At 54.6% G+C, this 13,277-nt stretch carries 14 protein-coding genes and 1 other annotated feature; of the genes, 2 read left to right on the forward strand and 12 right to left on the reverse strand.

Annotated features, from left to right (window positions below):
- Positions 1 to 135 precede the first annotated feature (135 nt).
- Positions 136 to 549, forward strand: a complete 414-nt coding sequence (locus IRJ17_RS24755) for an SRPBCC family protein (protein ID WP_122963074.1) — start codon at positions 136 to 138, stop codon at positions 547 to 549.
- Positions 550 to 930 carry an ArsR/SmtB family transcription factor gene (locus IRJ17_RS24760; protein ID WP_122963073.1) on the forward strand — a complete coding sequence of 127 codons (381 nt, stop codon included), beginning with the start codon at positions 550 to 552 and terminating at the stop codon, positions 928 to 930.
- 54 nt (positions 931 to 984) lie between these two features.
- On the opposite strand, the gene ileS is transcribed toward IRJ17_RS24760, so the two are convergent.
- From ileS to IRJ17_RS24820, 12 genes are all read right to left on the reverse strand, one after another.
- A complete protein-coding gene (gene ileS, locus IRJ17_RS24765) occupies positions 985 to 4,065 on the reverse strand; it encodes an isoleucine--tRNA ligase (protein ID WP_242772187.1) in 3,081 nt (1,026 codons plus the stop codon).
- 52 nt (positions 4,066 to 4,117) lie between these two features.
- Positions 4,118 to 4,376: a binding site (T-box leader), on the reverse strand.
- A 70-nt stretch (positions 4,377 to 4,446) separates the two neighbouring features.
- A complete protein-coding gene (locus IRJ17_RS24770) occupies positions 4,447 to 5,652 on the reverse strand; it encodes an MFS transporter (protein WP_122963071.1) in 1,206 nt (401 codons plus the stop codon).
- A gap of 32 nt (positions 5,653 to 5,684) precedes the next feature.
- Entirely contained in the window at positions 5,685 to 6,248 is a 564-nt protein-coding gene (locus tag IRJ17_RS24775; RefSeq protein WP_173596176.1) for a thioredoxin family protein, read from the reverse strand.
- 36 nt (positions 6,249 to 6,284) lie between these two features.
- The gene (locus IRJ17_RS24780) at positions 6,285 to 6,677 is read right to left on the reverse strand and encodes a hypothetical protein (RefSeq protein WP_122963069.1); all 393 of its coding nucleotides are present in this window, start codon (positions 6,675 to 6,677) and stop codon (positions 6,285 to 6,287) included.
- Positions 6,678 to 6,751: 74 nt separating this feature from the next.
- Positions 6,752 to 7,192: an Rrf2 family transcriptional regulator gene (locus IRJ17_RS24785; protein ID WP_122963068.1), complete on the reverse strand. Its 441-nt coding sequence runs from the start codon at positions 7,190 to 7,192 to the stop codon at positions 6,752 to 6,754.
- Positions 7,193 to 7,408: 216 nt separating this feature from the next.
- Entirely contained in the window at positions 7,409 to 7,885 is a 477-nt protein-coding gene (locus IRJ17_RS24790; protein ID WP_173598381.1) for a GNAT family N-acetyltransferase, read from the reverse strand.
- A gap of 38 nt (positions 7,886 to 7,923) precedes the next feature.
- Positions 7,924 to 8,904 carry a quinone oxidoreductase family protein gene (locus IRJ17_RS24795; RefSeq protein WP_242772189.1) on the reverse strand — a complete coding sequence of 327 codons (981 nt, stop codon included), beginning with the start codon at positions 8,902 to 8,904 and terminating at the stop codon, positions 7,924 to 7,926.
- Positions 8,905 to 9,031: 127 nt separating this feature from the next.
- Positions 9,032 to 9,619 carry a DUF1802 family protein gene (locus IRJ17_RS24800; protein WP_242772191.1) on the reverse strand — a complete coding sequence of 196 codons (588 nt, stop codon included), beginning with the start codon at positions 9,617 to 9,619 and terminating at the stop codon, positions 9,032 to 9,034.
- A gap of 78 nt (positions 9,620 to 9,697) precedes the next feature.
- Positions 9,698 to 10,720, reverse strand: coding sequence for a multifunctional transcriptional regulator/nicotinamide-nucleotide adenylyltransferase/ribosylnicotinamide kinase NadR (gene nadR / locus IRJ17_RS24805; protein ID WP_242772193.1), 1,023 nt, complete (start codon positions 10,718 to 10,720; stop codon positions 9,698 to 9,700).
- Positions 10,708 to 11,421, reverse strand: a complete 714-nt coding sequence (pnuC, locus tag IRJ17_RS24810) for a nicotinamide riboside transporter PnuC (protein WP_242772195.1) — start codon at positions 11,419 to 11,421, stop codon at positions 10,708 to 10,710. Before pnuC ends, nadR begins: the two co-directional genes overlap by 13 nt.
- On the reverse strand, positions 11,418 to 12,263 hold the full coding sequence (locus IRJ17_RS24815) for a TIGR02452 family protein (RefSeq protein WP_242772197.1): 846 nt from the start codon (positions 12,261 to 12,263) through the stop codon (positions 11,418 to 11,420). Before IRJ17_RS24815 ends, pnuC begins: the two co-directional genes overlap by 4 nt.
- Before the next feature lie 24 nt (positions 12,264 to 12,287).
- Positions 12,288 to 13,196 (reverse strand): NUDIX hydrolase, encoded by a 909-nt coding sequence (locus IRJ17_RS24820; protein WP_122963061.1) that lies wholly within the window; start codon positions 13,194 to 13,196, stop codon positions 12,288 to 12,290.
- Positions 13,197 to 13,277 lie beyond the last annotated feature (81 nt).

The following is a 13,277-nucleotide window of genomic DNA, read 5'->3' on the forward strand; positions in this document are numbered from 1 at the left end:
ACCTGTCAAATCTTTCTTTCCTATCATCCGTTGACATGCAACCTTTTGGTTTCGTATACTGCAAAAAGCGAAACGTTTTGGTTTCGTTTCCATGTGCAAACTAGGAAACTACTTTCTTTTTACGGAGGCGTATTCATGTCCAACACCATTCCTGATATCGTTCAGACACAAGTATTTCAAGCTCCGCTGCAAAAAGTTTGGGATGCCGTCGCTACAGCAGACGGGATTGCCGCCTGGTTCATGCCAAACGATTTTCAGCCAGTAGCTGGACATGCCTTTACCATCCATTCCCCATACGGCGATTCTCCTTGCGTCGTGCAAGAAATCGACCCGCCGAACCGTCTCGTGTTCAAATGGGGCAAAGACTGGGTGATCACGTTCGCGTTAAAAGATTTGGGAGAAACAACAGAGTTCACGCTGATTCATTCCGGTTGGTCTGCCGATACGGTAACGGAGTTTGGGGAAGGCCATGCCGTCGTCCGCGACAGGATGAACCAGGGCTGGGATTCTTCTGTGCTGCCTAAGCTGAAAGCGTATGTGGAAGCGTAAATGAGCAGCTCTGCCGCCAAGCATGACGTATTTCAAGCCATCGCCGATCCGACGCGCCGCAAGCTTTTGCAATTGCTGACCGATCAGGAAATGCCTGTGACCGCGATCAGCAGGCACTTTCCGATCAGCCGCACTGCCGTTTCCAAGCATTTGCGCATTTTGTCCGAAGCAGGGCTGGTCAAGGAGCAGCGTGTAGGTCGCGAGACGAGGTATCGGATGCAACCGGAGCCGCTTGCCGAGCTGAAAAGCTGGCTGTCCTACTATGACCGTTTCTGGGACAACAAGCTGACCGCACTGAAACGGCTGGTGGAAGCCGAGCAGCCTGAGGATCATTCGCTGACAGGGCCGCGTCTTGTGGAAACCAAGCGGGATGAGTTGTAATGAAAAAAGGATAGGGAAAGCAGCATTCGTGCCGCTTCTCCCTATCCTTTTTGCTTATTCGATGTGCAAGCCGAACGATTTTTCGCCAAAAGACACCGTCGCAAGCTCTTGCCCGGACGTGTACACCACATCGGACAGCAGCACGCTCTCCCGCAGCAAATGCTCAAAACGGTTCAGCGCTGTCCGCAGCTCCTCGTCGACCGCGAGCGTGACAACTACCCGTTTGTCGATCGGCAGCTCCATGCGCTTGCGGTAGTCCTGAATGACGCGGATCACTTCCCGCACCAGCCCTTCCTGGACAAGCTCCTCTGTCAGCTCCGTCGTCAGCGCCACGTGGATTTGATAGCCGGATGCGGAGGCAAAGCCTTGTTTTCCTTGCTTTTCGACGAGCAAGTCTTCGAGCGGAACGCGGATCGACTCATCGTCCAGCACCACGTCCAGATGCCCCGACTCCATCACTTGCTTGGCTGCGGCTGGCAACAGTTCTTTCAAATGCGCTTGCAGCCCGCTTACGAGCTTGCCGTATTTTTTGCCAGCCACTTTCAGATTCAGCTTGAAATGATAGGTGACAAAACCGTCGTCGCTCCGTTCCAGACGAATGCTTTTCACATTGATTTCGTCCCGGATGATGCCGGCAAACTGGTCGAGGCGAAACGGTCGATCGAGCGAGACGATCAGCTCGGATAGCGGCTGACGCGTCTTGATTCCGGTTTCGTTGCGGATATTGCGGGCCAGCTCGACGATTTGTCTCGCCGTCTCCATGTCGCGCTCAAGCGCTTCGTCGCGTACGTCCTCGTTTCCTTGCGGATAGTCTGCCAGATGAACGCTGCCCGCTTCGCCGAGATTGCCGTACATATCATCCGCGATCAGTGGAGCGTATGGCGCAATCATCCGCGCAAGTGTCAAAAGCACCTCGCGCAGCGTATGGTAAGCGGCGATTTTGTCGGCAGACAGGCCGCTTTCCCAGAAGCGGTCGCGCGAACGGCGGATGTACCAGTTGCTCAGCTCGTCGACGAATGCTTCAATCTGCTTCGCCGGATTCATGAAGTCGTACGTGTCCAGCCCTTTGCGCACATTTTTCAACGTCGTATGCAGGCGGGACAGTACCCAGCGATCCAGCTCGTTTTCAGACGCAACTGCCGGATGCTGCTGCGGATCGAACTGGTCGATACCCGCGTACAGCGAGTAAAAGGCGTGCGTGTTGTGGATCGTATCGATCACCTTGAACTTCGCCTCGGCGACGATCCGCTTGGAAAAGCGCTTGCTGCTCCACGGCGCGCTGTCCGACAAAAGCGCCCAGCGGAATGCATCTGCCCCGAACTCCTCGATCACTTCCCACGGGTCGATTCCGTTGCCTTTGCTCTTCGACATTTTTTGGCCGTGCTCATCCAGTACGTGCCCGGTCGAGATGACCGCTTTGTACGGCGCTTGCCCGTTGTAAAGCGTGGAGACAGCCAACAGGCTGAAAAACCAGCCCCGCGTCTGATCGATCCCCTCCGAGATCATGTCGGCAGGGTATTGCTCCTGGAACTGCTTGTCGTCGCCAAACGGATGATGGTACTGGGCAAAAGGCATCGAACCGCTGTCAAACCAGACGTCGATGACTTCCGGGGTGCGCTCCATCACAGAGCCGCATGTACAGCGCAGCTTGACTTCATCCACATACGGCTTGTGCAGCTCCAGCGACTCGTCGATTGGCACGGCTGCCTTTGCGCGCAGCTCTGCGATGCTTCCAGGCGCGTACTCGCTGCCGCAATCGTGACAAAGCCAGATGTTGAGCGGCGTTCCCCAATAGCGGTTGCGGCTGATGTTCCAGTCCACCAGCTCTTCGAGAAAATTGCCGAACCGCCCTTCGCGCAAATGGCCCGGATACCATTCGACTTTGCTGTTGTTGGCGATCAGCTGATCCTTGATCGCCGTCGTCTGGATGAACCAGCTTTCCATCGCGTAGTAGAGCAAGGGCGACTTGCAGCGCCAGCAAAACGGATAGCTGTGCTCGTACCGTTCCTTGGAGAACAACAGTCCGCGATGGGCCAAGTCTTTGACGATGTCGACGTCGCACTCCTTGACGAAGCGCCCGGCAAAATCGGTAATTTGCTCCGTGTAACGCCCAGCCAGATTGACTACGTTCACGAAGTCCAGTCCGTGCTGACGGGTCGTGCGATAGTCGTCCTCTCCGTGGGCGGGAGCCGTATGGACGATCCCCGTCCCGCTCGTATCGCTGACATACTCGGCGTCGACGATGACATGCCCTTTTTCCACGCGGACGTAGCTGTACGGCGGCTCGTATTCCGTCCCGACAAATTCCGCCCCTTTGTGCGTAGACAACACTTCATATGCATCGGTGAACACTTTGTCTGCGAGATTTTTCGCGACGACGTACACTTCGCCGTTTTGCTTCACGCGCACGTAGTCCAGCTCTTTGTTGACGGCGAGAGCCACGTTTGCCGGAAGCGTCCACGGCGTGGTCGTCCAGGCGAGAAACACTTCCTCCCCCTGCTTGCTGCGGAACTTGACCGTCGCGCTCAAGTCCTTCACATCTTCGTAGCCTTGCGCTACTTCGTGAGAGCTGAGCGTCGTCTGGCAATCCGGGCAGTACGGACTGACGCGATGCCCTTTGTACAACAGCCCCTTTTTGTGGATCGTAGCCAAAATGTGCCAGACACTTTCGATGTAGTCGTTAGTGAGCGTCACGTACGGATGATTCATATCCGTCCAGTAGCCGATTGCCTCCGTCAGCTCCCGCCATTGCTTCTCGTACTCGAACACGCTCGCCTTGCAGCGCTCCACGAACTTCGCCACACCGTAGTTCTCGATCTCATGCTTCCCCGAGATGCCCAACTGCTTTTCCACGCCAAGCTCCACTGGCAAGCCATGCGTATCCCAGCCTGCTTTGCGCACGACACGGTATCCAGACATCGTTTTGTAACGCCCGATGAAGTCTTTGATCACCCGCCCGAGCACGTGTCCGATATGCGGCTGACCATTTGCCGTCGGCGGCCCTTCGTAAAACACGTAGTTCGGTTTGCCGAGCCGATTGTCCATCGATTTTTGAAAGGTGCCATTCTCTTTCCATTGCGCCAGCACACGCAGCTCGCGTGCCCTCGCCTTTTCTTTGACGTCGACTTTTCTCATTTCACTCATCCCTCCTGCGATTGATGTCCGAAAACGCAAAAAATCCCGCCCCCGAAGGGACGAGATTTCATCTCGCGTTACCACCCTTGTTCCGAAACGATCACGAAAACGTGACGCTTCGACACCTCTGCTACGTACCATCATACGCGCCCCTTGTAACGGCGGGGTCCCGGGTCAGCTTACTTTGTTGCGCTTCAGCTTTCCTTCTCGGAGAGGATTTTCGGCTAAGTCTTGAACGTTGGCTTTCAGCACTAGGCCAACTCTCTGGGGAACAAGGGGTTTAGCGTACTCTTTCTCGTCAATGAATTTGATCAGTTCAATTCGTACCTTCTTTTTACATCAGTTTTCCAGCTTTGTCAAGAAACGAAAGCAAGCGGTCTGTTACGCCGCGACCCGCTTCAAGCTTCTGCGGCTTTCCACGCGCGACAGGAACAAGCTTAGGACAAGGACGATCGCTCCGAACAAGTACGGTGCGTTCACATGCATTCCGTACAAAGTACCCGCCACAGCCGGGCCAAAAATGTTGCCCAGACTCATGTAGGCGTTGTTCATCCCGGCGACAAAGCCTTGTTCATCCCCGGCCCGCTTGGAGATGAGCGTATTGATCGCCGGACGCATGATCGAGGTCAAGGTAAAGAACAGCACAGTCAAGACGAGCATATACCAGAAGTTCCCTGACAAAAGCATCAGCACCATCGTGACCGCCGAGCTGAAAAACGTCCAGTTGATCAGCTTCTTTTCTCCAAAACGGGAGATCAGCTTCCCGATCAGCATAGCCTGCACAATCGTTCCAGCCAACGCTCCGACCGTGATGATGATCGAGATGTCACGCGGCGTATAGCCGAACTTCGCATCTACGAAGAGCGGAAAAATTACTTCAAAGTTCGCCAGCCCGAAAGTCATCGTAAAAATCAGCACGAGCATGATGAAATACGACGACTGGAAAGACTTGCCGAGTTGCAGGAAAATATTTTCTTTCTTCTGCTCCGAACGGCGGGCTGCCAGCTGTTTGTCTTTTGGCAATGACTCAGACAAAAAGAGCACGGAGCCGATCGTCGCCACGGCCCCTACCGCCGCGGAAATGTAAAACGGCATCCGCAGCCCAAGCTCGGCGAGAAAACCGCCGATCCCCGGCCCGATCACGAATCCGAGAGACATCGCCGCGCCAAGCAGTCCCAAGCCTTTTCCGCGCTTGTCCTCGGTCGTAATATCGGCGACGTACGCGAGCATGGAAGGAATCATCGAAGCGGCGCCGATTCCCCCGATCAAACGGGAGAGGTAGAGCACCCATGTCTGTTCGGCCAGGGCAAACACCAGATTCGAAATCGTAAACAACACCAGGCCGGAGACGATCATGATTTTCCGACCGTATTTGTCCGACCACTCTCCCGCGATCGGAGAGAACAGAAACTGCGTCAAACCAAACGCTGCCACCAAGTAGCCAGCCGTCTTCCCGCCTGCTCCAAATTCTTTCAAAAACTCGGGCAAAATCGGGATAATCAAGCCGATTCCGAGCATGGCAATAAACATGTTCATCATCAAAAAGAGAATCGGTCGCCCGCTATTCTCTGCATTTTCACTTTTCATTGATCCAATCCTATCCTGTTTATTTTTTCTCTTTACGCTTTGAGCCTCGCCTTCACGCTTTCGATCACGGTGCGCCACACCGCAGGATCAGTCGTGATCGTTTCCTTGAACGTCCGATACAGCTGCTTTTGCTTCTCCTCAAAATCCGGCGCATCGGTCGCAGGCAGCGTCGCCCGCGCAGTCGTGATCATTTCCTGCACCTCTGGCGAGCGCGGCCCCCAGACACAAGCTTCGTAACCATCCTGATCGAGGAAAACGAAAATCGGGATCGCCCGCGCTGTACCGTTCGTCAAGTATTGGTCCATCAGCTCCAGATTCTCGTCGCGAATGAGGAAGCGCAGCTCGATATTGCTTTCTTCCGCGATGCGTTGAATGACCGGAACGCACAGCGCCGCATCTCCACACCAGTCGGCTGTCAGCACGATGCCTTTCCAGTTGCGCGCGGACAGCTCCTTCCAAAACGCGAGATCTTCCTCGCTGAACGTCAGCTGCTCGTAGACGCGGCTCAACTCTTGCTTGTTCACATTCATGCTGTCGCGATACTGCTCAAACGTCATTCCTTTTTCAAACCAACTGCTCTGATTCACGTTAGACATAATGGGTACTCCTCCTCTATATGCAAAAATGATAAATCATTGCTCCCAAATCGCTGACGTGCCCAGGCGATTTCGCACAGAAAAATGTCTGGCCTTGCCCGTTTGCACCTCAGTTGCCGAGTCCCGCACCGCTTCTGCTTTTGCCGCAAGCTCCAGGAACCACGCTTTGTCGCGAATGAGCAGCGACAGGTCGATCAAATCATGCAAAGATTCCAGATCGTCAAAAGTGCCTGTCGACATGCGCTCCAGCCATTGCAGCGGGATGGTCACGATCTTGCCCACCGTGTTTTCGTTGTCGCATTTGACGACGTAGACTTTCGCAATGCCCCGCAATGAATCGACGGTTTCCACGAAGCCTTGAACCAACTCGCCATGCTTGGTCTTGCCCAATACCCAATCACTGATTTCCAGCAACTGTTCCCGATTCATACGAACGCACCACCTTAAAATGTAGTAAAAATAGTTACAGTTTCCAGTCAAACAAGTCGCTTCGTCTGCTTTGCTTATTCGCTGACCTGATCCTGACACGTGCTTTGACGAATTTTATCCAAAACGCTTTGAATGGTAAGCTGCTCCAAATACTTCGTGTAGTACAGCTCTGCTTCCGTAAAAATTTGATCCATCACGTTGTGGATATTCGCAGACACCAGGCAGGCTTCTTTCGGGTCACCCGAACACCAATGCGGCTTCAAGGTTCCTTTTGACATGGAATGGTAAATCTCGGCCAGTGTCACTGCATGCGGATCGCAAGCCAAAATGTATCCGCCGCCTACGCCTTCTTTTGTCTTCACAAATCCGTTTTTTCGCAGGATACCCATAATTTTGCGTATTCTGGCAGGATTGGTGCATACGTTTTGCGCGATGAGCTCACTGCTTGCCATATGTCCCGGTATATGAGCCAACAAGGCCAAGCTGTGAACAGCTATCGTAAACTCACTATTCACGTCTGAGACGGCCCCCTCCGAAAGTGTACTGTAATCATAATTCTTACAGTTAAGAATGTCAACAATTGCGGGAGGCGTAACTGTATTCCATATATGCTGGTTTTTTCTTTTGCAGTGGTTGTGGTGGCGGTGGCGGGCTTGAGCGGGAGGAAGCCTTGGTCTGGCTGGCTCTGGCTTCCGTTCTGGTTTCCTCTTCCCCTCTCATGCTCATACTGTTTAAATCAGCTTGACCAACACGATTTCGTCGCGAATCGGAATCCCGTTGTCCGCGATCAGCGGAATCTCCGGCTTGATCGCCCGCGCTTTTTCCACAGCGTTGACATGCAGCTCGTGAAACTGATAGCCGCGCCGCTGATAAAAGCCGAGCGCATGCAAGTTGTCATTGGTCGTCACCAGCTTCATCCGCTCGCAGCCCGCTTCCTTCGCCGCCTGCTCCGCTCTCGCCAAAAGGGCAGAGCCGATCCCCCTGTTTTCCGCCAGGCTGTCCAGCGAAATGATTTCGCACTCGGTCTGCTCCAGCACATAACTGACATACCCCTGGATCGCGCCATCCGCGCCGATGTGCGCATAGCCGTCCAGCTCGTCACATGTAAAAATGCCGCTTCCGATCACCATTTGCGGACTTCCCCAGTTGGTGATGAAAAAGTCCGTAATGACGCTTTTCGAAAGTTCGCTTGCCGCTATGATGTTCATGCTCTGCACCTCTTTAGCCGTTTCGATTCTCCCGTATGCTAGGGCCGCACTTGCAGCAGTACCTTTCCCGTGCTCTGTCTGCTTTCTACCCATGCGTGGGCGTTTGCCGCCTCTTCCAGCGAAAACACTTTGCCGATCTTGACGTCGAGCTGTCCTTTTGCCAAAAAGTCGATCACTTGCCCAGCTGTATCCTGCAAAAGATGCGGACGCAGCTTCCGCGTCGTGCCGAAGCTGAAACCGAGCACCGAGCGGCAGCTTGCATGCAGATCAAGCGTGCGGATTTGCCCGATTTCTCCGCTCGCATTGCCAAAATGCACGAGTCGGCCGTACCAGGCGAGACATTCGATGCTTCGTTCGCTCACCCGGCCGGAGATCGAGTCCAGAATGACGTCAGCGCCAGCCCCGTCCGTCAGCTCGCGTACTTTTTCCACAAAGTCTTCCGTGTCGTGGCAAATGACATGATCCGCTCCGGCAGCCAAAGCGACTGCGGCTTTTGCCGCGCTGCCCACGCTCCCGATGACGCGCCCCGCTCCGAGAAGCTTGGCCAACTGAATCGCCGTCGTTCCGATCCCGCCCGCCGCCGCGTGGATCAGCACCGTTTCTCCTTCGGCCAAACGGGCGACTTTTGCCAACAACTGATAGGAAGTAAACGACACCACAGGGCAAGCTGCGGCTGTTTCCGTGCTGATCGAGTCGGGAATCGCGAAGGTGAGCGCCTCATCGGCAACGACGTATTCCGCATACGAGCCGTTCGCCGGAAACGCGATCACGCGCTGCCCGACGCGCAAATTTTTCACTTCTGACCCGACTTCTTCAATTACTCCTGTCGCATCCAGACCGGGAATAAACGGCAGCTTGGCTGCTCCCTTTTTGCCGTAGCGCGACTTGATATCGGCAAAATTGACACTCGTCATCTCCACGCGAATGAGCACTTGCGCAGCTGAAATCTTCGGTATATCTACGTCCGTGTACTGCATCGTCTCCGGGCCGCCTAGTTGTGTTACCAAGATCGCCTTCATGACATGCCTCCCATGCTGATTGGTCGCTCTTTTACTTCCGCATGAGCTTCTGATTCCCTGCCATCTCCTGCCGATCAGACGCAAAAAACCGCTCAAGGCGTGAACGGTTTCTCGCTGTTTTATGCTTTTATGCTTGCAAAATGCCCAAGATTTCCGCCTTTTTCCGCGCAAACTCTTCGGCGGCAAGCACAGGCGCAAACTCGCTGCGCGGCAAGTCTGCAAGCAGATCGTGCCACGATTTGCAGCCCTGGTAAGCGGCCTCAATTGGAATTGCGATCGGCTGCGCCAGGCGGTGCATGCGGACGAACAAAATATGCAGCGGCTCCTTCTTTTTCCAGTGCAGGCGCACATCCGCAAAGTTGTCTGTCCAGATGTGGTGAGGCGACAGCGCACGCAGCTTGGCCTCGTCCATCAGCTCCACATCGTCGGTCACTTCGGCAAAATATTCGATGCAGACGGTCGTCTGATCACTCGACCAGCCTGCAAGCGTCGCATCCAGCAGATGGTGGTAAGCTGGCTTCACCATGTCGCGCTTCTGATGCTCGTAAGTAGGGTACAAGTAAAACAGATTGTTTTCCAATCGAAATGCTCGTGTTTCTTCGTATAACCCGCCCTTGCGGATCGTAATAATCTGCTCGCCTTCCCCAAGCGCTTTGACAGCGACCGCCCATTCCTTCAGGCTCAAGGGGGATTGCGGCTGTACGATCGTCTGCATGCAGTACGTCTCCCTTCTCTCTGTCAGAATCGTTTGATGACCATAGTCTAGCTTAATTCCGACTAAAAGGGAAGACATTTACAGCAATTGATTGACTTGCTGCACAGCGCGATGCAGACGCTCTTCATAGTCACCTGTAATCGTCACGTAAGCAATGCCCCGCTCATCCAGCATCCGGCACAGCTTTTGGTGATTGTCCAGACGGATTTGCTCAGCGCCGTGGACGCGCAGGCCGTCATCAATCCAGGCGACATCCGGCGCGAGGAGCAGCCACAAATCGTAATGCTGTTCGCGCGCGATTTCGTCCAGCACCGGAAAGGAAGTCCCTGTGTAAAGCTCTGAATAAAACTGCGTGACGATCGCTTCCGTATCGATGAACAACAGCTTGTTGGCCCGCTGGAGCGCTTCGTATTCCTTCATTTTGTGCCCGTAGGCGATGTGCGGGAAATACTCTTTCGTCAAAATCGTGTCGCAGCCACCCACCTCTTCGCAAATCGTGCGGCCGTACTCCTCGACAAACACGGTGTTGTAGATTTTGGCGAGATAGCGGGTCAGCGTCGACTTGCCGCAGCTTTCCGTCCCGACGACGACCACCTTTTTCACAAAGAAAGGCTGAGCCACGGCCAGAATGTGCTGCCAATGGGCGAAGACGCCCTCGTTTCTGATCCGGGTAGCCGAGATCGGCACCTGACTGCGCGCACCATCGAGCACGACGTGTTTGGCGTCCGGGTACAAGCGGCGAAAAATCGGATCATACGACTGCTCCGAGCTGAAGACGAAATCGATCGGCTTGCCGATTTTGCGCTTGATGTCGGCAGCGCCCGCCTGCCAATCGTACGTCTCGTCGCTCTCCGCGCCATCCTCCACCGCAATTACCCGCACATTTTCCATATCCTTGACCAGTGTCGACAGCCAGCGCAGCCTGACCTCGTACGGTATCGGCTTCATCCCCGCCGCTTCGCACAGCTTTTGATCGCGAACGGGGCTGTGCGAGAGCACCACGTACAGCTCGTCGCAGCGGCACGCCGCCTGGGTAATGGCGTAGACGTGCCCTTGGTGCAACGGCAAAAACTTGCCGCCGATAAAGCCTACGGTACCCATAGCTGCCCCTCCTTTTGCGCGCGATATTGGCGAATCCAGTTCAGCAGGCCGTAAAGCGCATTGACCAGGTAAGCCGACCACATGACGAGAATCGAGATGTCATTGCCGTCCGCGAGAAAAGCGACCACCCACATGTAAATCGTGAACAAGTCGATGATGACCCAGACAACCCACTGCTCTACCAGCCGTTTCACCATGAAAATCATCGCCACAATCGAGAGAACGGCTGTCAGCGAATCGATGAAGGGCAAGGCTCCGCCCAGCTGTTTCAGCACAAATCCGTAGGCGACCGTAGCGACTACGCACAGCACGCTCCACCAAATGCGTTCAGACGAGCGCAATACGGCTATTTTGACGTCGTTTTGCTTTTGCTCCGACACTTTGTTTTTGCGCCACATGATCAGGCCGATAAACTGCATCGGCAAAAAATAGAGCAGGTTCAGCATCACTTCGCCGTAATACTTTTGCCCATACGCGACGAAGGCGTACAAAATCACGTTGACGATGCCCGGATAGTAGTTGAACGTCTTGCCTTTGGCGACCAGCACGACACTCAGCATCCCGGTCAATGACGCGCACAAGCCGATCCACGTATCATCGAGCGCTACGAACAAATAGACGGTGACAAGCGTAAACGAAGCCAGCCAAATCCGCTCGAACCAATTCCAGTCTGCCAAAAACCGACGACTCATTGCGATCATGCGAATCTCTCCTTGAACGCCCGCAGGTTTTCCTGCCGCGCCGAATGGTCATAGATGGCGAAGACGATCTGGTCAAACAGCGGCGCGTACTCTTCTTGCAGCAACACCTGGGCAAAGTAGTCCGCCACATCCCGGGCGTGATTGCGAAAGACGCCGCAACCGTACGCGCCCAAAATGATTGTGCGTTTCTCGTGCATCGCAGCCAGGCGCAGCACTTTTCGGATGCGCTCTTTCATTACAGTTGCGATTAGGCTGACATTTTCCGGTTCACGCTCGCGGACTACTCCCGCGTTCACAGCCGGAGCGGTGACAAACGACAGCAGGTACGGCTCATCCAGCAGTTCGTCTGCCTCGTTGCGGATCACGGGCACGTCGGGCGAGTAAATCATGTAGTCGGAATAAAAGCATGTTTTCAATTGGCGATTGTACTGGTACATTTCCTCCATTTGCACCAGGCACGGATACAGTCCGGACGCCCGGGCCAAGCTTTCCTCCTGCGCCTGGCTCCCGCCGAGAAAGCCGCCGCCCGGATTTTTCGCCGAAGCGAAGTTCAGGCAGAGCGTATCGCTGCGCTTTTCCCGCACAATGAGCCTTTCCGCTGCCCCCAAGCTCGACTCGGAGGTCACCTGGATCGAGCCTCGGCCCGTTCTCGCTACCCCTGCCGCCGAGTTCTCGGTCAAATCATCTGGACGATACAACAGAGTGCCGCTGACTGCTGTCGCAAGCTCGGCTGCGATCTGCACTTTTTGCCCGCGGCGATTCACGTACTCGCCTTGCTCCAATATGTGCAACGTTTCGTGGGCCGTTTTTGCGCGGCCGCCACGGTTGTTTCCCTGGCTCATCGTTTCTTCTCTCCCTGCTTGCGCCTATGACTGTTCCATCCACTCCGGGTTGAAGCGATAGTATTTGGATGGACGGTGTCCGGCATGTTTTCTGTATTGGTTCGTTTCCAGCACTTTGTCTGCCACCTTCCGGCGAAATGCCGCTGCGAGCAGCTCCTTGCCCAAAATGACTTCATACACCTGTTGCAGCTCGCTCAACGTAAACAGCTCCGGCATCAAGGCAAACGCGATATCGGTGTATTCAATCTTGCCGCGCAGCCGCTCCAGCGCGTACTGGATCAGCTTGGCGTGATCGAACGCGATATTGCCAGCGTCCACAATCTCGCGCTTCTCCTGCACGATCCGGTTGGCGATCGTCTTCGTAATCTTGATCGTGGCAGACAGCTCCTCCTTGGCATTGACCAGCCGCAGCTCCAGCCATTTTTCTGTCACCGTGCCGTTCTCTGTCGCCGTTTTCGTTTCCTTCAGCCACTTGTCCTCGATGCGAAACCACTCTGCCTCGTCCGCGTCATCCCCTGCCTGCAAACTGAGAGTCGAGCTATCGACCAAAGCCATGTAGGAAGTGCTGATGACTCGCATGCGCGGATCACGCCCGACGTCTCCCCACGTGTACAGCTGTTCCAGGTAAATGTTCTGGATGTTCGTTTCCGTAAACAACTCGCGCTTGGCCGCATCCTCCAAACTTTCGCGCGGCGAGACAAACCCGCCCGGCAGCGCCCATTGGCCCAAAAACGGATGTTCTCCGCGCTTCACGAGCAAGATTTGCAACGATTTGGGCGAGAGCTTGCGGTAGTTTTCTTCCTGTTCGTCCACTACGGTGAAAATAAGCATATCGACTGTCACGGACGGCCGCTCGAACTGGCTGGCATCGTACGTGCGCAAATACTCCTGCTCGGTCTGGCCTCTTTTATTGACAAGCGGTTTATCGGTCATGGAAATAAAATCACCTCTGTAAAAAATCACTTATTGTTACGCATGTTTTGTTATTAACAAAATGTTATTATCAATTTGTTT

This window comes from Brevibacillus parabrevis (assembly GCF_022701015.1).
GTDB classification, from domain to species: Bacteria; Bacillota; Bacilli; order Brevibacillales; family Brevibacillaceae; genus Brevibacillus; species Brevibacillus parabrevis.

Bases quoted from the DNA above. Each gene is read 5' to 3' on its own strand.
- IRJ17_RS24755 (WP_122963074.1), top strand. From the start codon at position 136: ATGTCCAACACCATTCCTGATATCGTTCAGACACAAGTATTTCAAGCT.
- IRJ17_RS24760 (WP_122963073.1), top strand. From the start codon at position 550: ATGAGCAGCTCTGCCGCCAAGCATGACGTATTTCAAGCCATCGCCGAT.
- ileS (WP_242772187.1), bottom strand. From the start codon at position 4,065: ATGAGAAAAGTCGACGTCAAAGAAAAGGCGAGGGCACGCGAGCTGCGT.
- IRJ17_RS24770 (WP_122963071.1), bottom strand. From the start codon at position 5,652: ATGAAAAGTGAAAATGCAGAGAATAGCGGGCGACCGATTCTCTTTTTG.
- IRJ17_RS24775 (WP_173596176.1), bottom strand. From the start codon at position 6,248: ATGTCTAACGTGAATCAGAGCAGTTGGTTTGAAAAAGGAATGACGTTT.
- IRJ17_RS24780 (WP_122963069.1), bottom strand. From the start codon at position 6,677: ATGAATCGGGAACAGTTGCTGGAAATCAGTGATTGGGTATTGGGCAAG.
- IRJ17_RS24790 (WP_173598381.1), bottom strand. From the start codon at position 7,885: ATGAACATCATAGCGGCAAGCGAACTTTCGAAAAGCGTCATTACGGAC.
- IRJ17_RS24795 (WP_242772189.1), bottom strand. From the start codon at position 8,904: ATGAAGGCGATCTTGGTAACACAACTAGGCGGCCCGGAGACGATGCAG.
- IRJ17_RS24800 (WP_242772191.1), bottom strand. From the start codon at position 9,619: ATGCAGACGATCGTACAGCCGCAATCCCCCTTGAGCCTGAAGGAATGG.
- nadR (WP_242772193.1), bottom strand. From the start codon at position 10,720: ATGGGTACCGTAGGCTTTATCGGCGGCAAGTTTTTGCCGTTGCACCAA.
- pnuC (WP_242772195.1), bottom strand. From the start codon at position 11,421: ATGATCGCAATGAGTCGTCGGTTTTTGGCAGACTGGAATTGGTTCGAG.
- IRJ17_RS24815 (WP_242772197.1), bottom strand. From the start codon at position 12,263: ATGAGCCAGGGAAACAACCGTGGCGGCCGCGCAAAAACGGCCCACGAA.
- IRJ17_RS24820 (WP_122963061.1), bottom strand. From the start codon at position 13,196: ATGACCGATAAACCGCTTGTCAATAAAAGAGGCCAGACCGAGCAGGAG.